The sequence below is a fragment of the Nocardioides sp. T5 genome (genome assembly GCF_048161455.1).
Lineage (GTDB): Bacteria > Actinomycetota > Actinomycetes > Propionibacteriales > Nocardioidaceae > Nocardioides.
Window position 1 is genome coordinate 39,058 of record NZ_CP182415.1, and the last position, 20,532, is coordinate 59,589.

19 protein-coding genes and 1 pseudogene are annotated in these 20,532 nt (G+C 72.1%); 10 read left to right on the forward strand and 10 right to left on the reverse strand.

Annotated features, from left to right (window positions below):
* Nucleotides 1-465: 465 nt before the first annotated feature.
* Nucleotides 466-1,647 (reverse strand): tyrosine-type recombinase/integrase, encoded by a 1,182-nt coding sequence (locus tag ACNKF0_RS00165; RefSeq protein ID WP_416954978.1) that lies wholly within the window; start codon nucleotides 1,645-1,647, stop codon nucleotides 466-468.
* Between the two features lie 379 nt (nucleotides 1,648-2,026).
* Between ACNKF0_RS00165 and leuE the strand changes: the two genes are divergently transcribed.
* The 7 genes and pseudogenes from leuE (at nucleotide 2,027) to ACNKF0_RS00200 (ending at nucleotide 7,434) form a co-directional block, all read left to right on the forward strand.
* Nucleotides 2,027-2,698, forward strand: a complete 672-nt coding sequence (gene leuE, locus ACNKF0_RS00170; RefSeq protein WP_416954979.1) for a leucine efflux protein LeuE — start codon at nucleotides 2,027-2,029, stop codon at nucleotides 2,696-2,698.
* A gap of 112 nt (nucleotides 2,699-2,810) precedes the next feature.
* Nucleotides 2,811-3,143: a YciI family protein gene (locus tag ACNKF0_RS00175; RefSeq protein ID WP_416958622.1), complete on the forward strand. Its 333-nt coding sequence runs from the start codon at nucleotides 2,811-2,813 to the stop codon at nucleotides 3,141-3,143.
* A 4-nt stretch (nucleotides 3,144-3,147) separates the two neighbouring features.
* A pseudogene (locus tag ACNKF0_RS00180) lies at nucleotides 3,148-4,414 on the forward strand (RNA polymerase sigma factor).
* Between the two features lie 25 nt (nucleotides 4,415-4,439).
* Nucleotides 4,440-5,180, forward strand: coding sequence for an SURF1 family protein (locus tag ACNKF0_RS00185; protein WP_416954980.1), 741 nt, complete (start codon nucleotides 4,440-4,442; stop codon nucleotides 5,178-5,180).
* Nucleotides 5,181-5,190: 10 nt separating this feature from the next.
* Complete coding sequence (locus ACNKF0_RS00190; RefSeq protein ID WP_416954981.1) at nucleotides 5,191-5,571, forward strand: DUF3817 domain-containing protein; 381 nt, start codon at nucleotides 5,191-5,193, stop codon at nucleotides 5,569-5,571.
* Between the two features lie 19 nt (nucleotides 5,572-5,590).
* Nucleotides 5,591-6,421 carry a patatin-like phospholipase family protein gene (locus ACNKF0_RS00195; RefSeq protein ID WP_416954982.1) on the forward strand — a complete coding sequence of 277 codons (831 nt, stop codon included), beginning with the start codon at nucleotides 5,591-5,593 and terminating at the stop codon, nucleotides 6,419-6,421.
* On the forward strand, nucleotides 6,418-7,434 hold the full coding sequence (locus tag ACNKF0_RS00200) for a 1-acyl-sn-glycerol-3-phosphate acyltransferase (RefSeq protein WP_416954983.1): 1,017 nt from the start codon (nucleotides 6,418-6,420) through the stop codon (nucleotides 7,432-7,434). The genes ACNKF0_RS00195 and ACNKF0_RS00200 overlap by 4 nt, the downstream gene beginning before the upstream one ends.
* Nucleotides 7,435-7,625: 191 nt before the next feature.
* Here ACNKF0_RS00200 and ACNKF0_RS00205 read toward each other — a convergent pair whose 3' ends face one another.
* Nucleotides 7,626-8,438 carry a hypothetical protein gene (locus ACNKF0_RS00205; protein WP_416954984.1) on the reverse strand — a complete coding sequence of 271 codons (813 nt, stop codon included), beginning with the start codon at nucleotides 8,436-8,438 and terminating at the stop codon, nucleotides 7,626-7,628.
* A 205-nt stretch (nucleotides 8,439-8,643) separates the two neighbouring features.
* On the opposite strand from ACNKF0_RS00205, the gene ACNKF0_RS00210 reads away from it, so the two are divergent.
* Both ACNKF0_RS00210 and ACNKF0_RS00215 read left to right on the forward strand, forming a co-directional pair.
* Nucleotides 8,644-9,156: a peptidylprolyl isomerase gene (locus tag ACNKF0_RS00210; RefSeq protein ID WP_299930340.1), complete on the forward strand. Its 513-nt coding sequence runs from the start codon at nucleotides 8,644-8,646 to the stop codon at nucleotides 9,154-9,156.
* A gap of 48 nt (nucleotides 9,157-9,204) precedes the next feature.
* Nucleotides 9,205-10,149 carry a rhomboid family intramembrane serine protease gene (locus tag ACNKF0_RS00215; RefSeq protein ID WP_416954985.1) on the forward strand — a complete coding sequence of 315 codons (945 nt, stop codon included), beginning with the start codon at nucleotides 9,205-9,207 and terminating at the stop codon, nucleotides 10,147-10,149.
* A gap of 463 nt (nucleotides 10,150-10,612) precedes the next feature.
* Here ACNKF0_RS00215 and ACNKF0_RS00220 read toward each other — a convergent pair whose 3' ends face one another.
* Nucleotides 10,613-11,065 (reverse strand): cell division protein CrgA, encoded by a 453-nt coding sequence (locus tag ACNKF0_RS00220; RefSeq protein WP_299930346.1) that lies wholly within the window; start codon nucleotides 11,063-11,065, stop codon nucleotides 10,613-10,615.
* A 95-nt stretch (nucleotides 11,066-11,160) separates the two neighbouring features.
* Here ACNKF0_RS00220 and ACNKF0_RS00225 point away from each other — a divergent pair, with 95 nt between their 5' ends.
* Nucleotides 11,161-11,913, forward strand: coding sequence for a DUF881 domain-containing protein (locus ACNKF0_RS00225; protein WP_416954986.1), 753 nt, complete (start codon nucleotides 11,161-11,163; stop codon nucleotides 11,911-11,913).
* A gap of 15 nt (nucleotides 11,914-11,928) precedes the next feature.
* Here the strand turns inward: ACNKF0_RS00225 and pknB are convergent, their stop codons facing one another.
* The 7 genes from pknB to ACNKF0_RS00260 are packed head-to-tail and all read right to left on the reverse strand — an operon-like array spanning nucleotide 11,929 to nucleotide 20,515.
* Nucleotides 11,929-13,719, reverse strand: coding sequence for a Stk1 family PASTA domain-containing Ser/Thr kinase (gene pknB, locus ACNKF0_RS00230; RefSeq protein WP_416954987.1), 1,791 nt, complete (start codon nucleotides 13,717-13,719; stop codon nucleotides 11,929-11,931).
* Nucleotides 13,716-15,206, reverse strand: coding sequence for a serine/threonine protein kinase (locus tag ACNKF0_RS00235; protein ID WP_416954988.1), 1,491 nt, complete (start codon nucleotides 15,204-15,206; stop codon nucleotides 13,716-13,718). The genes pknB and ACNKF0_RS00235 overlap by 4 nt, the downstream gene beginning before the upstream one ends.
* Nucleotides 15,203-16,663, reverse strand: coding sequence for a peptidoglycan D,D-transpeptidase FtsI family protein (locus ACNKF0_RS00240; protein ID WP_416954989.1), 1,461 nt, complete (start codon nucleotides 16,661-16,663; stop codon nucleotides 15,203-15,205). Before ACNKF0_RS00240 ends, ACNKF0_RS00235 begins: the two co-directional genes overlap by 4 nt.
* Entirely contained in the window at nucleotides 16,660-18,063 is a 1,404-nt protein-coding gene (locus ACNKF0_RS00245; protein ID WP_416954990.1) for an FtsW/RodA/SpoVE family cell cycle protein, read from the reverse strand. The genes ACNKF0_RS00240 and ACNKF0_RS00245 overlap by 4 nt, the downstream gene beginning before the upstream one ends.
* A gap of 19 nt (nucleotides 18,064-18,082) precedes the next feature.
* Nucleotides 18,083-19,324, reverse strand: a complete 1,242-nt coding sequence (locus ACNKF0_RS00250) for a PP2C family protein-serine/threonine phosphatase (RefSeq protein WP_416958624.1) — start codon at nucleotides 19,322-19,324, stop codon at nucleotides 18,083-18,085.
* Nucleotides 19,324-19,806, reverse strand: coding sequence for an FHA domain-containing protein (locus tag ACNKF0_RS00255; RefSeq protein ID WP_416954991.1), 483 nt, complete (start codon nucleotides 19,804-19,806; stop codon nucleotides 19,324-19,326). Before ACNKF0_RS00255 ends, ACNKF0_RS00250 begins: the two co-directional genes overlap by 1 nt.
* Nucleotides 19,799-20,515, reverse strand: a complete 717-nt coding sequence (locus ACNKF0_RS00260) for an FhaA domain-containing protein (protein ID WP_416954992.1) — start codon at nucleotides 20,513-20,515, stop codon at nucleotides 19,799-19,801. The genes ACNKF0_RS00255 and ACNKF0_RS00260 overlap by 8 nt, the downstream gene beginning before the upstream one ends.
* Nucleotides 20,516-20,532 lie beyond the last annotated feature (17 nt).

Below are 20,532 nucleotides of genomic sequence, written 5' to 3' on the forward strand. Positions count from 1 at the left end.
ATGAGCGTAGTCTACGTGGATTTTCGAACCCCCGCGGCGAATCGCAACTTGGGCCACGCGGGCATCCCTACAACGAGGATCTCGCTATGCCATAGGCAGCAAGCGCATGGTCGTGTATGGTCGTCACCACGGACTCGCGAGGCGGCCCCACTCGACATGCGGCCACCGGTCCCCTCTCCCGTATGGAGGAAGAGCGAGCACCGAAGCGGCTCGCCTCTCCAAGGTCACCCGGGTGGCAGGAGGGGCGAGCCGCCAATTTCTGGCGACTCGCTGCGCACGCGGCGGGCGCGCGCATGTGGGCGGATCCCCACGTACTACTCACGATCGTGTTGTAACCGCCCAACGAGGCGGCCTCCTCTATCTGGCACTGCACGATGCACCGGCGACTCGTGTGTGGCCCTCGGGGCGAACTGGGCGCCAGTCGTGGGGCGAATCGACCCAGCAAGGATCAGCCTCCAGCTGGCTCTACCAGGATTCCGGTCGACTCTCGCGCCAAGCCTCGTACGTTGCTCCGATCTTCTCCGCCAGCGACCGGTCGCGGTCGAGGGTGGCGTGCTGGTAGATCGCCATCGCGGCCTGAGAGGCGTGGCCGGCGCGCGCCTGCAACTCGGCGGCCGTGGCGCCGTGCTGACCGGCGAGGGTTAGAGCGGTATGGCGCAAGTGGTGGATCGTCAGGTCCGGGCGGCCGGCGGCATCCCGTGCGGGCCGGTAGCGGTCCATCAAGTAGCGAACGCTCATGTGGTCCGTGCGGTCCCCGGGGAAGAGCAGCCCGCTCGGCCCCGCAGCAGTGTGCTCGACGAGGTGCTTCTGCAGCATCGGCAAGAACGGTGGAGGGACGTGGACCGTCCGCACGCCGCTCCTGGTCTTCGGCGAGCTGATGTGCCGACCGCACTCAGGGCAAGCACCCCGGACCGATGGGTTGACGTCTTTGTCGACCTTCCTCGTGACCGTGATCCGGCCGGTGACGCCATCGATGTCGGACCGGCGCAGCTCCAGCAGCTCTCCCTCGCGCAAGCCGACGAAGGCTGCCATCACGATGAGCAACCTCAGCCGCTCGGGCATCTCATCGATGATCACCGCGATCTCGTCGAAGGTCGCCGGCACTACGACCTGCTTCACGGGAGCACTGCCGGCGCCACGGATCTTCGGTGGCGCCCGGTCGATCAACTCCTCCTCCAAGGCCGCTTGGAGGATCGAGCGCAGCAGCCGGTACGCCGCCGCATTGGACGACTCGGTCTTGGGATCGAGCGACCGACGCCAGGCCTTGATCTCTGACAGGGTGACGTCGCGCAACGGCATCTCGCCGAAATACGGCAGGATCCGGCGGTCCAGCAGCGACTCGTACCCGCGCGCCGTCGTCGGCCGCAGGCCACGCTCCGCCAGGTACCGCTTGGCGAACGCCCTCACCGTGCTCATCGCCTGCTCTCGTTCGCGGCGGGCCTCGGCGACCTTACGAGCCTTCGGCGGCGTCCACTCGTCGCGGTCGATGAGGGTTCGCTCCGCGACAAGCCACGCCTCGGCATCGAGCTTGGTCTGGAAGTTGCGCGAGTGGCGCGTGCCGTCCGGCATCGCGTACCGCGCCCGATAGGACGGTCCCGTCGCGCCGGAACGTCGCTCGAGCTCGCCGAACCCTCGTCGTCGTGCCATCGCATGGACCTCCCGTCCAAGCCGCCTGTTCGGGTGCACCAAGTTAACCCCCTGCTTCGGCAGCACGGCAAGGGGGCACCTAGGGGGAACGAATGTCCAGGTGCGTACGCGCATGTCCGCCTCTGACCTGCAGTTTCACGCTCAGAACGCGGTTTGCGATCCACTCCAAGTCCGTTTGCAAGCAGGGGGTTAGGGGTTCGAGTCCCCTAGGCTCCACCACCATCGACGGCTCCGCGTCCGACAGTGGAGCGGGCGGCCCGACCTCACGGCCCCCGGCACCACTGTCGAACGGCTTCGTCATGTCGCAGCGGCGTGTGACCCCACGCCCATCCCTCGAAATCGGATGGTGGCGCGCCCCGGTCGGCCCCACACTGGTTCCGTGCTGGGCATCACCGACCTTCCGACCTACCTCGTGGGCCTCGTCCTGATCATCCTGCTGCCGGGCCCGAACTCGCTCTACGTCCTCTCCGTCGCCGCGCGACGCGGGGTGCGCAGCGGGTACGCCGGTGCGGCGGGCGTGTGGACGGGCGACGCGGTGCTGATGACGCTGTCCGCGGCCGGGGTCGCGTCGCTGCTCCAGGCCAACGAGACGGCGTTCGCGGTCGTGAAGTGGGCGGGGGCGTCGTACCTGCTGTGGCTCGCGATCGGCATGCTGCGCGCGGCGTGGGAGATGTGGCGCTCCCGCGTCCCGGTCGCCGACCAGATCGCCGATGCCGCCGCCGAGGCCGGCGTCGAGCCCCGTGCGCGAGGCGAGCGGCCCTATCGCCGGGCGCTGGTGATCAGCCTGCTCAACCCCAAGGCGATCCTCTTCTTCGTCGCCTTCTTCGTGCAGTTCGTCGACCCGGCGTACGCCCACCCGGCGCTGTCGTTCCTCGTGCTCGGCGCCCTCGCGACCCTCGCCAGCGCGGCGTACCTCAGTGTCCTCATCTTCGCCGGCACCCACCTCGCGGCCGCCTTCCGCCGCCGCAAGGCGCTGTCGGCGGGGGCGACCTCGGCCGTGGGCGCCGTCTTCGTGGGGTTCGCGGTGAAGCTGGCGCTCGCCTCGGCCTGACCGATCCGGAGGACTTCGTCGGGCGCCGCTGTCGTATCCACGCCGTCCCGTTCGTGGTAGGGGTGAGAGGTCGCCCGGCAGGGGTGGCCGCCGACCACGGGAGATGACCGACATGCACTACCTCCTCACCGTCATCGGGGACACCGACAACCCCGCCGACGACTCCGCGCCCGGCGCGATCGACGCGTTCAACGACCGGCTGAGGGCCGAGGGACGCTGGGTCTTCGGCGGCGGCCTGACCAACCCGCGCGACGCCACGGTGACCGACAGCCGCGGCGGCGAGCCGGTGCTCACCGACGGGCCGTTCGTGGAGTCCAAGGAGTTCCTCGCCGGCTTCTGGGTGGTCACCGCCGACGACCTCGACGCCGCCCTCGCCCTGTCCGCCGACGCCTCACGCGCGTGCCACCGCAAGATCGAGCTCCGCCCCTTCGGCGGCGTGGCCTGACCCGATGGCCGACCCCCCGGCACAACCAGGGCTCGACGAGGTCCTGGCCCGGGTCCACCGCGACGAGTGGGCCCGGGTCGTGGCCACGCTCGCCCGGCGCTTCGGCGACCTCGACGTCGCCGAGGACGCCACCGCCGAGGCCTTCGCCACGGCCGTCGAGCGGTGGCGCGGCCGACGGCGTACCCGCCAACCCGGGCGCCTGGCTGACCACCACCGCGGGCAACAAGGCGCTCGACCGCGTACGCCGCGAGAGCCGGCGCGACGCGAAGCAGAGGCAGGCCCACATGCTCACCGACCAGCTCGCCGGACCGCCGGAGCCCACCGGGGCGGTCGAGGACGAACGACTCCGGCTGCTCTTCACCTGCGCCCACCCGGCGCTCGCCAGGGAGGCGCGCATCGCTCTCACCCTGCGGCTGGTCGGCGGGCTGACGGTCGCCGAGATCGCCCATGCGTTCCTGGTCCAGGAGGCCATCGTCGCGCAGCGGATCACCCGCGCCAAGGCCAAGGTCAAGGCCGCCGGCATCCCCTGGCGCGTGCCTGCGGAGGACGACCTCCCGGCCCGGGTGGACGGCGTCCTGACGGTCCTCTACCTGGTCTACAACGAGGGCTACCTCGCGAGCGGCGCCGACGCCGACCCGGTCCGCGCCGACCTGACGGGCGAGGCGATCCGGCTCACCCGCCTGGTGCGCGAGCTGCTGCCCGACGACGGCGAGGTCGCAGGCCTGCTCGCCCTGATGCTCCTCACCGAGGCGCGGCGCACCGCACGGGTCTCCTCGAGCGGTGAGTTGATCACCCTCGACCAGCAGGACCGCGGGGCCTGGGACCACGAGCTCGTCACTGAGGGCCACGCGCTCGTGCGCGACCGGATCACCTCGGGCCGCGCACCGGGGCGCTACCAGGTGCTGGCCGCGATCAACGCCGTGCACACCGACGCCCCAGACGCCCGGGACACCGACTGGTCCCAGGTCGTGGCGCTCTACGACCACCTCGCCCGGCTCGACCCCTCGCCCGTCGTCGCCCTCAACCGGGCGATCGCCGTGGCGGAGCTGGACGGCCCGCAGGTCGCCCTCGCCCAGGTCGAGCCGCTGGCCGACCGCCTGGCCCGCTACCACGCCTTCCACGTCACCCGTGCCGACCTGCTGCGCCGACTGGGCCGCAGCGCCGAGGCGCGAGCGGCGTACGACCGCGCCATCGGGCTCGCCCGCAACAGCGCCGAGATGGCGTACCTCACGCGCAGGCGGGACGAGCTCCCGGCCGCCAAAGGGCGGTGACCGCCCGGCTGGGACAATCGGGGTCGTGACCGCGCCCCGCCGACCCGGCCTGCTGACCGACCTCGGCGCGGCCGTCCTGGCGCTCGTGCTGGTGGGGATCGCCGGGCTGCTCGGGAAGTGGCAGTACGACGCCTGGCAGGCGCACCGCGACGCCGAGGCGCGCGACCTGACGGGCGTCACGCCGGTCCCGCTGGACGACGTGATGGGCAACGACGACCCGTTCCCCGCCCCCGACCTCGGCCGCCCGGTGGACGTGGCGGGTGAGTGGCTCGGCGGCGGATTCTGGGTCGCCGACCGCCCCCGGGGCGAGGAGCCCGGCTACTGGGCGGTGACGCCGCTGCAGACCGGCGACGCGGCGGTGCTCGTCGTACGTGGTTGGGCGCCCGAGCCCGACGCCGACCTGCTCGCCGTGTCGGGCGAGGCCGAGGTGACCGGCTGGCTGCAGCCCCCGGAGGGCACGCTGGTCGTCGACGACGACCCCTCCGACGACGTCTTCCCCGAGATCCGCGTCGCCGACGCCGTGCAGCGCGTCGACGTCGACCTGTGGTCGGCCTACGTGATCAGCCAGGACGCCGGCCCCGGGCTGGAGGAGGCCGAGCTCGCCTCGCTGCCCACCCCGAGCCGGACGACCGGCATCCGCAACCTGCTCTACGCCGTGGAGTGGTGGGTCTTCGGCGCGTTCGCGGCCTTCATCTGGTGGCGGTGGCGGCGCGACGCCACCGCCCCCGACCCGGCACCCGACCTGACCTCTTCGAGCGCCGGATAGGTTGGCCGCCGTGTCACGCACCCTCACCGCCTACCGCGTCATGGCCTCCATCGTGGGCGTCCTGCTCGTCGTGCTGTGCCTGGTCGGCGTCCCGCTCGCCAACTTCGACGGCTCCCCGATGTGGGGCGTCTTCGACAGCACGCCGATGTGGGTCACCCCCGGTTCCGACGCCCAGCACGCCGGCGAGCTGATCACGACCTACCTCGGCGTCGCGCACGGGTGGCTCTACATGATCTTCCTGTTCAGCGCGTTCCTGCTCTCGCGCCGGGCCAGGTGGGACTTTCCCTTCACCCTGGTGACCCTCGTCTGCGGCACGATCCCGCTGCTCTCGTTCTGGGCCGAGCACCGCGCCACGAAGCGCGTCCGCGCCGAGCACCCCGAGCTCGCCTGAACCTCACTAGGCTCACCCCATGGTGACCGCGTTCGTGCTCGGCGGAGGCGGGGTGCTGGGCGCCGTCGAGGTCGGCATGTTGCGGGCGCTGCTCGAGCGCGACATCGTCCCGGACCTCGTCCTCGGCACCAGCGTCGGCGCGCTCAACGGCGCGCTGGTCGCCCGCCAGCCCGAGCTCGAGGTGGTCGACCGGCTCACCGAGCTCTGGGCGGCCACCGCGCAGGGCCGGGACGTCTACGGTGACCGTCCGCTCCGCACCGTCCGCCGGGCCGTGTCCACCGGCACCCACATCTACTCCTCCGCGCCGCTGCGCGCCCGCCTCGAGGAGGAGCTGGGCGACGCCCGGTTCGAGGACCTGCCCGTACGCCTGGAGGTGTGCGCCGCGAGCATCGAGCGGGCCGCCGAGCACTGGTTCACCGAGGGACCGATCGTGCCCGCCATCCTCGCCAGCGCCGCCGTGCCCGGGCTCCTCCCGCCGGCCGAGGTCGACGGCGAGCACTTCCTCGACGGCGGCCTGGTCAACTCCATCCCGGTGGGGCGCGCGGTCGAGCTCGGCGCGACCCGCGTCTTCGTGCTCCAGGTCGGACGCATCGACCGCCCGCTGCGCGTGCCGACCCGGCCGTGGGAGGTCGCGCGGGTGAGCTTCGAGGTCGCGCGTCGCCACCGCTTCATGCGCGACATGGCGACGATCCCCGAGGGTGTCGAGGCCCACGTGCTGCCCGCTGCCGGCACGTCGTCACGCGACGACTCGCTCCTCTCCCACCGCGACTTCTCGGGGGTGCAGGCCCGCATCGACGCGACGTACGCCGCCTCCCGGGCCTATCTCGACGACGAGCTCGGCCCGCCGTGAGGCGCCCGCTCGTCTGGGTCCTGCGGCGGCTGGTCATCGCCCCGGCCGTCGTCGTCCTGACGGTGCTGATGTGGGTCACGCTGCCGGGATGGCTGCTGGTCGCGGCGGCGCTGGCGCCGGTGCTGCCCGGGCGGTGGCGGGCGCTGCGCCTGCTGTGGCTGGTCCTGCTCTACCTCACGTTCGAGAGCCTGCTGCTCGCGGTGCTGCTCGGCCTGTGGCTGGCCAGCGGCTTCGGCTGGCGGATCCGCTCGCCCTACTTCGCCGGCATCCACTACGACCTCGTGCAGGGCACCCTGATCGCCTTCTTCCGCGAGGCCAGGCGGGTGCTGGCGCTGCGCATCCGCACCGACGGGCCGCAGCCGTCGCGGGTGCCGGACGGGCCGGTGCTGGTGATGTGCCGCCACGCCGGGCCCGGCGACTCGTTCGTGCTGATGTACGCGCTGCTGCACTGGTACCACCGCGAGCCGCGGGTCGTGCTCAAGAACACCCTGGCGTGGGACCCGGCGATCGACGTGATCCTCAACCGGGTCCCGGCCCGCTTCATCTCGACCGACCCGGCGCCCGGTGAGGACCTGGAGTCCCACATCGCCTCGCTCGCCACCGGGCTCGACGTCAACGACGCGTTCGTGATCTTCCCCGAGGGCGGCAACTTCACCGCCGCGCGGCGCGACCGGGCCATCGCCCGGCTCCACAAGCTCGGCCTGGACCGCATGGCGGTGCGTGCGGAGGAGATGATCCACGTCCTGGCGCCGCGCCCCGGCGGCGTACTGGCAGCGCTCGAGGCGGCACCCGAGGCCGACGTGCTGATGGTCGCCCACACCGGGCTCGACCACCTGCTCACGGTCGGCGACCTGTGGCGCGAGCTGCCGATGGACAAGCAGATCACCATGCGCTGGTGGCGGGTCGCGCGCGAGGAGATCCCGGCCGATCGCGAGGAGCGCATCGAGTGGCTCTTCCAGTGGTGGGAGCGGATCGACGACTGGATCGAGGACCACCGCCTCGAGCCCCTCTGAGGTCGCCCCTCGCCCCTCGCGCCCCTCGCCCGTGGAGCGGTGGTCCACCGACATTCCCGGGACGAGGAACGTGGGTCGGCCACCGCTCGTACGACGACACGCCGGGGACGCGACTCGGGCGGTGCCCCACCCACGTTCGCGAGCTGCGAAGTGTGGGTGGGACACCGCCCGAATGCGGTGGTGCGGTGCTGCTAGTTCTTGCGGGGCGCGTCGTCGATGTCGATCACGTCGGCGGGCGCGTCGGGGTCGGTCGGCTGGTGAGCCTCCTCGACCGCGTCGCTGATCGCCTCGCCCGGGGCGCCGCCACCGATGTCGTCAGCGGCCGGCGGGTCGGCGGTCACGACGTCGTCGGCCGTGACCTCGTCGGGCAGCGGGTCGGTGAGCGGGTCGCCACCAGGAGCTGCCGACGTGGTCGCCGGGGAGGCGGGCGTGGGCGGCGGGGTGGTCGACGACGGGGTGGCGGGCTTCGGCGGGGCCGGCGGCACGTAGGTCGACTGCCAGTTGGCCTCGGCGTCCTGCTTGCCCTTGAGCTTGCTGAACACGAAGCCACCCACGGCGAGCAGGCCGGTGAGCAGCAGCAGCTTCTTGAGCTTGCCGCCCTTGGGCTCGGGCTCGACGCCGCGCAGCTCGTTGACCTTCGCGGCAGCCAGGTCGCGACCCTCGGCGGCCCGCTCGGAGGCGAGCGCGGCGGCGACGGCGGCCTTGTCCGCGGCGTTGGCGCGGGCCTCGGCCAGCAGCGGGGCGGCCTTCTCGCGCGCCTCGGCGGTCTTGACCGCAGCGAGGGCGGCGCCGGCGGTGGCCGCCTCGGTCGCACGGGTGCGTCCCTCGTCGATCAGCGGCTGGGCCTTGTCACGCGCGTCGGCGATCGCGGGCCCGGCCTTCTCCACCGCCTGGTCCCACGCCGACTCCAGCTGGGGGATGACGGTGTCGGTGACGGTCTCCGAGACCTGCTCGACATAGTCGTGGGCGCGGTCCATCAGGGACTTCTTGCGGCCGAAAGGCATGCGTGACCTCCTCAGTGATTGTGGCTCCATCTCACCACGGGCACCCTGACGCGACCAGCCCCGTCCGGGTGGGCGAGACGTACGACGTCGCGCGGACGCCCTGCCCACCTCGCGCGTGGGCGCGGCGTGGCAGGATCGAGGCGCGCGGCTGCAGTGCTGCGCCACCACCGACGTACGACAGACCCACAGCTGAGAGGCACATCCCATGGCCGACCCCAAGGCGACCTTCAAGACCAACCGGGGCGACATCGTCGTCAACCTGTTCCCCAACCACGCGCCCGAGACCGTCGACAACTTCGTCGGCCTCGCCGAGGGCACCAAGGACTACCGCGACGACGCCGGCCGCTCGGGCGAGAAGTACTACGACGGCCTCGGCTTCCACCGCGTCATCGAGGGCTTCATGATCCAGGGCGGCTGCCCGCTCGGCACCGGCACCGGCGGCCCGGGCTACACGTTCAAGGACGAGATCCACCCCGAGCTCGTCTTCGACAAGCCCTACCTGCTCGCGATGGCCAACGCCGGCCCCGGCACCAACGGCTCGCAGTTCTTCATCACCCTGGCCGCCACCCCGTGGCTCAACCGCAAGCACACGATCTTCGGCGAGGTGGCCGACCAGGCCAGCCGCGACGTGGTCGACGCGATCGGCAGCAGCCCCACCGGCGCGATGGACCGCCCGCAGGACGCCGTGGTCATCGAGTCGGTCACGGTCGAGCGCTGACCCACCCGGTCCGCAGCACACCCGCGACGCGACACGCGTGACCCCGCCATGACCCAGCCGCCCGAGGGGCCGACCGCGGACCCGACCGCGGCCGGGGCGCCCACCTGCTACCGGCACCCCGACCGCGAGACCTGGATCCGCTGCCAGCGCTGCGACAAGCCGATCTGCCCCGACTGCATGCGCGACGCCGCGGTGGGCTTCCAGTGCCCCGACTGCGTCAAGCAGGCCAACAAGGGATCGCGCCAGAACCGCGCGATGTACGGCGGCGAGCGCAGCGCCGACCCGCGGCTGACGACGTTCATCCTCATCGGCATCAACGCCGTCGTCTGGCTGGCGATCACCGCGACCGGTGGGCGCACGTCGTGGCTCACCCACCTGCTGGCGCTCCGGCCGGTCGGCGTGTGCGACCCCGGCAACGGGTCGCTCTACGACATCGACGAGCGCGTCTGCGAGGCCTCCGGCGCGACCTTCCAGCCCGGGTTCTCCGACGGCGCCTGGTGGCAGCTGCTGACGGTGGCCTTCACCCACGTCGAGATCTGGCACGTGGCGATGAACATGTTCGCCCTGTTCATCTTCGGGCCCGTGCTCGAGGGCATCGTCGGTCGGGCGCGCTTCCTGGCGATCTACCTCATCAGCGCCCTCGCGGGCTCGGTGATGGTGGTCTGGTTCAGCTACGAGTTCAGCTCGACCGTCGGCGCCTCCGGCGCGATCTTCGGCCTGCTGGGCGCCCTCCTCGTGGTGGCACGCAAGGGCCGGTTCCAGTCGCAGTGGCTCGTGCAGAACCTCGTCATCGGCGTCGTCATCACCGTGGTGGGCTGGCGCTTCATCTCCTGGCAGGGCCACCTCGGCGGCCTCGTCGGCGGCGCCCTGGCCGCAGCGGTCATCGCCTACGCCCCGAAGTCGCGCCGCAGCCTCGTGCAGTGGGCCGGCCTGGCCCTCGTGCTGGCCGTCCTGCTGGCGCTCGCGCTCGTGCGCGACGTCGCCCTCTCCTGACGCCCGCTTCACACCTGCCGCAGCCCCCGCCCCTCGTCGTACGACGGAGGCGGGGGCTGCGTCGTCCTCCGGGCGGCTCCGACCCCCGCCCGCCGCTCGCTCGCCCGTGCGTCATGCGAACCGCGCGCCATGGGTGCGGATCGGGATGACGCTGCGGCGGCGCGACGGGCTGGGCCCGCCCGCCGGCCGGTTACCCACAGGTGTGCACACAGGTGTGGATAACTACACGCGTGTAATTCCTCCACAGGCGTTGTCCACAGTGTGGAGAATCGAACGGACGGTCGAGCGGTGCGTGAGGCATGAAACGCGGCGCCGGAACATGTCTCACGCACCGCTCGGACGAGGCAGGCGGCCGGAAATGACTCGAGCGGTGGGAGAGACGCCTTCCCTTCCCCAGGAAGGCGCCTCACCCACCGCTCGAGGCGACGGATGTCGGACCCGCGTCAGCGGGCCGAGGGAGAACCTACTCCCACTTGGTCGCGAAGCTGAACCCGACTGCCATGAAGGCGATGCCGACGACCAGGTTCCACTGGCCGAGGTCGTTGAAGACGGGCAGGCCCGACAGGTCGTCGGAGAAGATGTAGAAGGTGCAGATCCACACCAGGCCCACGAGGAAGCAGCCGAGCATGCCGACCACGACGCCGCGGCCGCGGCCGAGGGGCGTCGACGGGTGCGCGGAGACCATCAGGCCGACCATGAGCAGGCCGAAGCCGATCGCGTAGTTCCAGAGCCCGAGGTCGGACACGGCCTTCGGGCTGCCGTCCACCGGGGGGAACGCGAGCGGGTTGCCGCGGCCCTGGACGTAGTAGAAGACGAGCCAGCCGATGCCGGCGGCCATGAGCACCAGGGCGACGACGAACCGCGGGGTGAAGAGCGACGTCTTCTCCTCGGAGGTGATCGTGGGGGACTTCGACACTGCTGCTCCTGGGGCTTGGCTTTTCACGGTCCCGGCGGGCTCGCGGCGCCGGTCACGGGCGGTACGGCGCCCGACGGGGGGCTAGCGTAGTCGGCATGCGCTCTCCGTCCCACTCGTCCCCCGGGCGTCGCCGCGCCTGGCGGGTGGCCACTCCGGTGGTCGTGCTGCTCATCGGGGGCCTGTTCGCCGTCAGCGCGGAGCAGAGCGACGGCTTCGACCTGCGCGGCGGCCGGCTGACCGACCTGGCGTCGGTGGTCCGCGCCGAGCGCGACGAGGCGGGCGAGCTCACCGCACGGGCGGCGGCGCTCAACGACGAGGTGGAGGCCCTCAGCACGGAGCTCGGCGACCGCTCCGTCGCACGCGCCCAGGACGAGATCGCGACCCTCGTCGACCCCGCGGGGCTGACCGAGAAGTCCGGCACGGCGGTGCAGGTGACCCTCGACGACGCGCCGGAGGAGACGCGCCTGGCCTACGACGGCGACCCCAACGACCTCGTGGTGCACCAGCAGGACATCCAGGCGGTCGCCAACGCCATGTGGAACGCCGGGGCCGAGGCGGTCACCATCCAGGGCCAGCGGCTGATCTCCACCACCGGCATCAAGTGCGAGGGCAACCAGGTCACCCTGCACGGCATCCCCTACTCGCCGCCCTACGTGATCGTGGGCATCGGTGACCCCGCGAGCATGGAGGCGGAGCTGACCACCGACCCCATCCTGGCGACCTACCGCGACTACACCCTCGTGCCCGGCGGCGGCGTCTCGTGGGACATGGCTCGTCTCGACTCGGCCGTCGCGCCGGCGTACGACGGTCTCCTCGACCTCACCTACGCCACCCCGATGCCCGAGTGACCGACGACGACTGACCTACGGGGTCGGGGTCTCGGTGGGGGGCGGCTCGGTCGGCGGGGGCTCCGTGGGAGGCGGCTCGGTCGGAGGGGTCTCCGTGGGTGTCTCGGTCGGGGTCTCTGTGGGAGGCGGCTCGGTCGGCTCCTCGAAGGCGGAGACGAAGATCGTCACGGTGCTGCCCTGGTCGGCGGTGCCACCGGCCGGGATCTGGTCGACGACCGTGCCCTTGGGCTCGGTGGACGCCGCGTCGGTGCGTACGTCGGGCGTGAAGCCCGCGTCGCGGATGGCCCGCTCGGCGGCGCCCTGCTTGAGCCCGCGGACGTCGGGGACGTTCTCGGGTCCGTCGGAGAACACGATCGTGACGGTGGTGCCCTCCGCCACCGCCGTACCGGCTGCCGGCTCGGTGCTGAGGACCTGGTAGCGGGGCTCGTCGGAGTCCTGCTCCTGGAAGCGCACCTTGAGGTTCTGCGCGAGCATCGCCGCGCGGGCGTCCTTGCGGGGCGTGCCGACGACGAAGGGGACCTCGACCTCCGGCTTGCCCAGCGACAGCACGAAGTCCACGGAGGTGCCGGGGTCGGCGAAGACGTCGCGGTTGGGGTCCTGGGAGATGACGGTGTCGGGCGCGACGGTCTCCGAGGTCTCGCGCGTGATCCGTCCGACCCGGAAGCCTTCGTCGGCGATCTCGAGCCGGGCCTCGTCCTCGGTGAGCCCGACGACGTTGGGTACGGCGGTGCGCTCGGGCGCATCCTCGAAGAGCATCCCGTTGAGCAGGTAGGCGCCGCCGGCGAGCAGCGCGACGATGAGGATCCCGGCGAGGACCCACCACCCGGCGCGGCTGCGGTTCGGCTCGTCGCCCCCGGGCGGCGTGGCGGCAGCCGCGGCACCGACGGCCGGCGCGACGGTGGTGGCGTAGTCGTCCTGCGGGGGCGCCACCGGAGGCGGCGCCTGGATCGGGTGGCCGGCGAGGTAGCGCTCGATGTCGGCCTTCATGGCCGCGGCGCTCTGGTAGCGGTCCTCGACCCGCTTGGCGAGCGACTTCATGACGATCGCGTCGATCTCGGGGTCGAGCTGGTCGTCGAGGTCGGACGGCGGGGCGGCCTGCTCGCGCACGTGCTGGTAGGCGACCGCGACGGGGCTGTCGCCGACGAACGGGGGACGACCGGTGAGCAGCTCGTAGAGCATGCAGCCGGTGGAGTAGACGTCGGAGCGCGAGTCCACGGTCTCGCCGCGCGCCTGCTCGGGGGACAGGTACTGCGCGGTGCCGACCACGGCGGCGGTCTGCGTCATCGTGGAGGAGGCGTCGGAGATCGCGCGGGCGATGCCGAAGTCCATCACCTTGACGTCGCCGGTCGGCGTCAGCATCACGTTGCCGGGCTTGATGTCGCGGTGGATGATCCCGGCGCGGTGGCTGTAGTCGAGGGCCGACAGCACGCCGGAGGTGATCTCGAGGGCGCGCTCGGGCAGGATCTTGCGGCCCTCGCGGAGGATGTCGCGCAGGGTGCGCCCCTCGACGCACTCCATCACGATGTAGGGCTGGGCGACGCCGGACCCGTCGGTCGCCATCTCCTCGCCCGTGTCGTAGGTGGACACGATCGCGGGGTGGTTGAGCGAGGCCGACGACTGCGCCTCCCGCCGGAAGCGGGCCTGGAAGGTGGCGTCGCTGGCGAGGTCGGTGCGCAGCCGCTTGACCGCGACGGTGCGGCCGAGTCGCTGGTCCTTGCCCTTGCGGACCTCGGCCATGCCACCTCGGCCGAGGAGCTCGCCGAGCTCGTAGCGGCCGCCGATGAGCGTCGGCTCGGACTGCGTCATCCCTGGTCGCTCCCTTCGTCCTGCTGCTGTTGGCCGGGCGGGACCTTGGCCCAGTAGCTCACCGTCACCGTGTCGCCCTCCTGGAGGGTGCCACTCGGCTCGACCGACGCCACGATGCCCTCCGGCTGGTCACCGGGGTTCTCCAGCTCGACCGGCGTCGGCTCGAGCCCGAGGTCGCGCAGCTCCTTCTCGACGTCCTTGCGCTCGCGCCCGACGAAGGCGGCCGGGTCGACCTCGACCGTGGCGGGCTCCGTCTCGGTGGGCGTCTCGGTCGGCGTCTCCGTGGGGGTCTCCGTGGGAGTGTCGGTCGGGGTCTCGGCGGGCGTCTCGGTCGGAGCCTGGGTCGGCGACTGGTCCTGGCTCTGCTGCTGCGAGGGGGACGAGCCCTGGGAGGGGTCGGCGTCGCCGGCGGCCGGTTCGTCGTCGCGCGTGCCCAGCCAGACGGCGAGCAGCACCGCGGCCACGACGGCCGCGACACCGATCAGCAGGGGCCACGGCGTCGTACGACGGCGGGGCGGGGTCGGCGCGGGGGCGGGCGTGGGCGCGGGGTCGGGCACCGGGGCAGCTGCCGGCATGACCTGCGTCGTGGTGCCGGCAGGCGCGACGGCCGGTGCGACGACGGTGGCCGCTCCGGCGCCGGTCGCCGAGGCCGGGTCGCGCAGGGCACGTGCGAACGCGGACCCGTCCGGGAAGCGGTCCGCGGGGGACTTGGCCAGCGCACGGCGTACGACGGCGGCGAGGTCGGCGGGCACCGTGTCGGGCAGCTCGGGGACGGGGTTGCGCAGGTGGGCGATCGCGGTGGCGACCGGGGTGTCGGCGACGAACGGCTTGCGGCCGACGAGGCACTCGAAGGCGACCACGCCGAGGGAGTAGACGTCGGACGCGGCGGTGGCGGTGGTGCCCTCGGCCTGCTCGGGCGAGATGTAGGGGGGCGTGCCCATCACCTCGCCCGTCTGCGTGAGCGCCATCCCCTCGGCCGCGCGGGCGATGCCGAAGTCGGTCACCTTGATCCGGCGGTCGGGGGTGACGAGGAGGTTGGCGGGCTTGACGTCGCGGTGCACGATGCCGGCGGCGTGGGCGACGCCGAGGGCGTCGGCCGCCTGGGCGAGGAGATCCTGGGTGGCGGCCGGGTCGAGCGGCGCGCCCGGGCGCAGGAGCGCGGACAGCGGCTGGCCCTCGACGAGCTCCATGACCAGGTAGGGCCGGTGGGTCGCGGAGCCGTCGGTGGGCGAGCCCTGGCCGTAGTCGAAGACGGCGGCGATGCCGGGGTGGTGCAGCGCGGCGGCGTGACGGGCCTCGGTCTCGAAGCGGGTGCGGAAGAGCGTGTCGTCGGCGTACTCGGGCTTGAGCACCTTCACCGCCACGGGACGGTCCAGGACGGTGTCGCGCGCCGACCAGACCTCACCCATCCCGCCGGTGGCGATGCGGGACTCGAGGACGTAGCGGCGGGCGTCGTCGACGTGGCCACCGGGCGCGAGCGCGGTCACTGGTTGATCACCGCCTCCATCACCGACTTGGCGATCGGGCCGCCGAGGCGACCGCCGCCGATCTCGTCGCGGGAGGTGTCGCTCGACTGCACCAGGACGGCGACGGCGACCTGGGGGTCGTCGGCCGGGGCGAACGAGACGAACCAGGCGTAGGGGGGCCGGTCCGCGGTGGACTGTGCGGTGCCGGTCTTGCCGGCGACCTGCACGCCCGGGATCTGCGCCGGGGTCGCGGTGCCGGAGTCGACGGTCGCGACCATCATCGTGGTCAGCTCCTCGGCGGTGGTGCTCGAGATCGCCTTGCTGATGCTCTGCGGGTCGGTGCGGTCGAGGACCGACAGGTTGGCGGCACGCACCTCGTCGACGACGTAGGGGCGCATCACGTCGCCGTCGTTGGCGATCGCGGCGGCGACCATCGCCATCTGCAGCGGGGTGGCGGTCACGCTGGACTGGCCGATGCCCGAGAGCGCGGTCTGCGGCGGGTCGAGGTCGGGCGGGTAGAGCGACTCCGCCTGCCCGCCGAGGTCCTCCAGCGAGGTGTCGTTGAAGCCGAAGGCCTCGGCCTGCTCGGTCATGGCCTCGACGCCGAGCTCGTTGGCCAGGCTCATGAACGTGACGTTGCACGAGACCTGCAGCGCCTGGGTCAGGGTGATCCGACGACCGCCGCAGTTGCCGCCGTCGTAGTTTCCGACCGTCGTCGTGGACTGCGGAAGCTTGAAGCGGAAGCCGCCGGGGACCTGGGAGTCGGCGTCGTAGTTGCCCGACTCGATGGCGGCCGCGGCGGTGACGAGCTTGAACGTCGACCCCGGGGGGAGCGTGGTGCTGATCGCACGGTTGATCAGGGGCTCGCGGGGGTCGGTGTTGAGCTCCTTGCTGAGCTCGGCGACCGCGCCGAAGTCGTGCGAGGCGAGCTTGTTGGGGTCGAAGGTCGGGGTGGAGGCCATCGCCAGCACCCGGCCGGTCGTCGGCTCGAGCGCCACGACGGCGCCCTGCGCGTCGCCCGGGAGGGATTCGAGGCCCGCCCAGGCGGCGTCCTGCGCGGCGGCGTCCGCCGTCAGCTGGACGTTGCCGCCCTTGGGGTCGCTGTTGCTGAGCATGTCGACGAGGCGGGTGACGAACAGCCGCGAGTCGTCCCCGGCGAGCACGGCGTTCTGCGAGCTCTCGACGCCGGTCTGGCCGTACCAGGAGAAGTAGCCGGTGATCGGGGCGTACTTGAAGGGCTGGGAGTAGGTGCGCTGGAACTTGTACTTGTCGTCGGAGGGCACGCTGCGGGCGATCGCCTCCTTGCCGACGAGGATCGCACCGCGCTCGCGGGAGAACGTCGCGGTGATGATCCGTCGGTTGCGCGGGTCGTCGGACAGGGAGTCCGCGCGGACGTACATCAGGTAGGTCGCGTTGACGAGCAGCGCCAGGAAGAGGACGAGGCAGAAGACCGAGACGACACGGATGGGCTTGTTCATCGCAGCTTCACCACCTGCGTGCTCTCGCTGTCGGAGCCGGCCTCGTCGACGGGGTCGAGGCGCGGCGCGGGCCGGCGGGCCTGGTCGGACACCCGCAGCAGCAGCGCCACGATCACCCAGTTGGCCACCAGTGAGGAGCCGCCGTAGGAGAGGAACGGCGTCGTCAGGCCGGTCAGCGGGATGAGGCCGGTGACGCCACCGATGACGACGAAGACCTGGAGGGCGACGATCGCACCGAGGCCCACCGCCAGCAGCTTGCCGAAGCCGTCGCGCGAGATCAGCGCGATGCGCAGCGCCCGCTCCACGATCAGGCCGTAGCAGAGGATGATCGCCATGATCGCGGTCAGGCCGAGCTCCTCGCCGATCGTGGAGACGATGAAGTCGGAGTAGGCGAACGGCACCCGCTCGGGGAAGCCGTTGCCGAAGCCGCGGCCGATCAACCCGCCCCAGCCCTGGCCGAACAGCGCCTCGACGAGCTGGTAGCTGCCGGGGGAGGCGTCGTAGTAGTCCATCGGGCGCAGCCAGAAGTTGAAGCGGTTCTGCACGTTGCCGACGAAGGTGTACGCCGCCAGCGCGCCGGCGCCGAACAGCAGGCCGCCGACGACGAGCCAGCCGGGGCGCTCGGTGGCGACGTAGAGCATCGTGAGGAACAGGCCGAAGAACAGCAGCGAGGAGCCGAGGTCGTTCTGGAGGACCAGGATCATCATCGAGACGCCGAACATCGCCAGGATCGGGCCGAGGTCACGACCACGCGGCAGGTCGATGAACAGCACCCGGCGCCCGGCCAGTGCGAGGGCGTCGCGGTGGAGGACGAGGTAGCCGGCGAACGCGATCACCAGCAGCACCTTGGCGACCTCGCCGGGCTGGAAGCTGAAGCCGGCGACGTTGATCCAGATGCGGGCGCCGTTGATCTCGCGGCCCACGACGGGGAGGAAGGGCAGGATCAGCAGCAGGATGCCGAGCAGGCCAGCGGTGTAGGTGAACCGCTGGAGCACCCGGTGGTCGCGCAGCAGGACCAGCGTGACGATGAAGAGGATCACGCCGAGCGTCATCCAGGTGAGCTGCTGGCGGGCGAAGGTGTCCGACTGTCCGAGTGCCTCGTAGGTGAGGTCGAGGCGGCGGATCACGGCGAGCCCCAGCCCGTTGAGCGCGGCGACGAGGGGCAGCAGGACCGGGTCGGCGTACGGCGCCACGATGCGCACGGTGATGTGGGCGGCGACGATCAGCGCGGTCAGCCAGCTGCCGTAGCCGACGAGGTCGGCGGGCACGACGCCCTCCACGCCGAGGCCGACGGCGGCGTAGGCGCCGATGCCGACCGCGAGCGCGAGCACGAGCAGGAACAGCTCCGCACCCCGGCGACGCCGGTGCACGAAGCCCATCAGGGTCCCGGTCTGACTCATCGTCGTCCGTCCGTCACCCTCAGCTGACGTCCTGGCGCGCGGCATAGTTGTCGACGGTCAACCGCGCGTCCTCCAGGTCGTCGGCCTCGATGCCCTCGCGGACCTGCTCGGCGTCGATGTCGCTGAGCCGGGTCAGCTCGACGTCGGTGACCTCGTAGGCGTGGGAGAGCGAGATGCCGGGCAGGCTGGCGTCGATGCCGCGGAAGATCGCGACGTTGCCGTCCTCCTCGGCGACGTAGAACTGCTGCTGGCTCCACGACCACCCGGCGGCCAGCACGACCCAGGCCAGGCCGAGGAGCACGGCGGCGACCAGCAGGCGGCGCAGCCACGAGTAGCGGCCCGGGTCGCGGGGCGCGTAGCGCGCGGCCTCCGGGTCGATCGGGTCGGCGACGTAGGCGCCCTCGGGCACGTCGTCGGGCACGGGCGGGATCTCGCCGGTGTCGCCGGAGCGGTGGCCGCGGAACAGTCCGCCGACCGCGCCGCCGAGCGGCATCCGTCGCGGCAGGTCGGCGGCGGCGCCGACGAGGAGCGGGGCGAGGTCTTCGGGCGGCGCCTCCTCGGAGACGTCGGCGACGATGCAGGTGACGTTGTCGGTGCTGCCGGCCTCGAGGCTGGCCCGGACCAGCTCGACGGCGGCGAAGTCGGGGGTGCCGGTGCCGAGGATCTCGGCCATCCGGTCGTGGGTGAGCGTGCCGCAGGCGCCGTCGCTGCAGATGAAGACGCGGTCGCCGACCTCGGCGGGGAAGTCGAAGAGGTCGGGCTCCTCGTGGCGGATGCCGTCGAGCGCCTTGAGGATGAGGTTGCGGTGCGGGTGGGTCCGCGACTGCTCCTCGGTGATGCGGCCCTCGTCGATGAGCGACTGCACGAAGGTGTGGTCGTGGGTGAGCTGGCGCAGCTCGCCGCGACGGTAGAGGTAGGCCCGGCTGTCGCCGATGTGGCCGACGCCGAAGCGGGTGCCGTCGAAGAGCGCGACGGTCGCGGTGGTGGAGGTGCCGTTGAGGCCGGGGTCCTCCTCGACGAGCTCGGCGATCCGGTCGTCGGCACGGTGGACGGCCCCGGCCACCTGGCCGAGGAGGTCGTCGTCCGGCTCCTGGTCGAGCTTGCGGAGCGCCTGCACGGCGGTGCTGGAGGCGAGGTCGCCGCGGACCGCGCCGCCGACGCCGTCGCAGACCGTCAGCAGCCAGGGACCGGCGTACCCGCTGTCCTGGTTCTCCCGGCGCACCCGGCCGACGTCGGAGATCGCGGAGTAGTGGAGGTACATCACTTCCGCAGCTCCAGGATCGTCTTGCCGACGCGGACCTGGACGCCGGGGCCGATGGTGGTGGGCTGGGTGATGCGGACCGGGCCGACGTAGGTGCCGTTGGTCGAGCCGAGGTCCTCGACGAACCACTCGTCGCCGCTGGCGGCCACGCGGGCGTGACGGGTGGAGACGTAGTCGTCGTCGAGCTTGATCGCGGCGTCACTGCCGCGGCCGATGAGGAGCGGGGCGTCGGCGAGCTCGGCGCGCGTGCCGGGGTTCTCGCCCTCGACCACGAGCAGGTGGGTGGGGGCGCCGCGCCGCGGCTTCCTGGGGGCCTTGGGGGCCTTGCCCTTGCGGCCCGGTGCGGGCGCGCCGTTGCGAGCGGTCTCGGGCACCCGGGCACCGAACATGTCGGAGCGGATCACCGAGATCGCGGACAGCACGAAGATCCAGAGGATGGCCAGGAACGCGACGCGGATCAGGAAGAGGGTCAGCTCAGACATTCCAGCCCCCGGCCTCGTCGCGTCCGCCGTCGATGCGGACCGTCATCTCGGTGTGACCGATCTTGATGGTCGAGCCGTCGCGCAGCCGCGCGCGGGGGACCTTGGTGCCGTCGACGAGGATCCCGTTGGTGGAGCCGAGGTCGACCGCCTCGACGCCGTCGATGCTGACCTCGAGCTCGAGGTGGCGCCGGCTCACGCCGGGGTCGTTGATGCGCAGGTCGGCCTCGGTGCCGCGGCCGACCACCAGGCCCGGCGGGCGCAGCGGGTGGCGCGTGCCGTTGACCTCGAGGGTGGCGTGGGACGAGCGGGTGCGGGTGCGCTGGTCGTTGTCGGTGACGCTCGCCTGCGCCTTGGACCGGATCCGGAAGCGGCCGGTGGTGAGGTCGTCGGCGGACTCGAAGGCGATGCCGATCGGGCCGGTGAAGACGTAGCCCTGCGCGTCGGCGTGGTCCTGCAGCTGGTCGACGAGGTCCTGCTCGAGCGCGCGGCCGAGGCCGACGATGCGGTCGAGGTCGGTGGCGGACAGTTCGACGTGGAAGTCGTTGGGCACCAGTCGGCGCTGCCGGCTCAGCACCTGGGCGTTGTTGTCGCACTCGCGCTGGAGCGCGGCGGCGATCTCGACGGGCTGCACGGCGCTGCGGAAGGCCCGCGCGAACACGCCGGAGATCACGGTCTCGAGCCGCTGCTCGAAGCGCTGCAAGGGGTTCATCCTCAGGCCTCCTCTCG

Excerpts from the sequence above, each read along its gene's own strand:
- ACNKF0_RS00225 (WP_416954986.1), top strand. The coding sequence starts at position 11,161 with ATGCGCTCTCCGTCCCACTCGTCCCCCGGGCGTCGCCGCGCCTGGCGG.
- ACNKF0_RS00205 (WP_416954984.1), bottom strand. The coding sequence starts at position 8,438 with ATGCCTTTCGGCCGCAAGAAGTCCCTGATGGACCGCGCCCACGACTAT.
- pknB (WP_416954987.1), bottom strand. The coding sequence starts at position 13,719 with ATGACGCAGTCCGAGCCGACGCTCATCGGCGGCCGCTACGAGCTCGGC.
- ACNKF0_RS00175 (WP_416958622.1), top strand. The coding sequence starts at position 2,811 with ATGCACTACCTCCTCACCGTCATCGGGGACACCGACAACCCCGCCGAC.
- ACNKF0_RS00165 (WP_416954978.1), bottom strand. The coding sequence starts at position 1,647 with ATGGCACGACGACGAGGGTTCGGCGAGCTCGAGCGACGTTCCGGCGCG.
- ACNKF0_RS00215 (WP_416954985.1), top strand. The coding sequence starts at position 9,205 with ATGACCCAGCCGCCCGAGGGGCCGACCGCGGACCCGACCGCGGCCGGG.
- ACNKF0_RS00240 (WP_416954989.1), bottom strand. The coding sequence starts at position 16,663 with ATGAACAAGCCCATCCGTGTCGTCTCGGTCTTCTGCCTCGTCCTCTTC.
- ACNKF0_RS00210 (WP_299930340.1), top strand. The coding sequence starts at position 8,644 with ATGGCCGACCCCAAGGCGACCTTCAAGACCAACCGGGGCGACATCGTC.
- ACNKF0_RS00255 (WP_416954991.1), bottom strand. The coding sequence starts at position 19,806 with ATGTCTGAGCTGACCCTCTTCCTGATCCGCGTCGCGTTCCTGGCCATC.
- ACNKF0_RS00260 (WP_416954992.1), bottom strand. The coding sequence starts at position 20,515 with ATGAACCCCTTGCAGCGCTTCGAGCAGCGGCTCGAGACCGTGATCTCC.
- ACNKF0_RS00245 (WP_416954990.1), bottom strand. The coding sequence starts at position 18,063 with ATGAGTCAGACCGGGACCCTGATGGGCTTCGTGCACCGGCGTCGCCGG.
- ACNKF0_RS00250 (WP_416958624.1), bottom strand. The coding sequence starts at position 19,324 with ATGTACCTCCACTACTCCGCGATCTCCGACGTCGGCCGGGTGCGCCGG.
- ACNKF0_RS00195 (WP_416954982.1), top strand. The coding sequence starts at position 5,591 with ATGGTGACCGCGTTCGTGCTCGGCGGAGGCGGGGTGCTGGGCGCCGTC.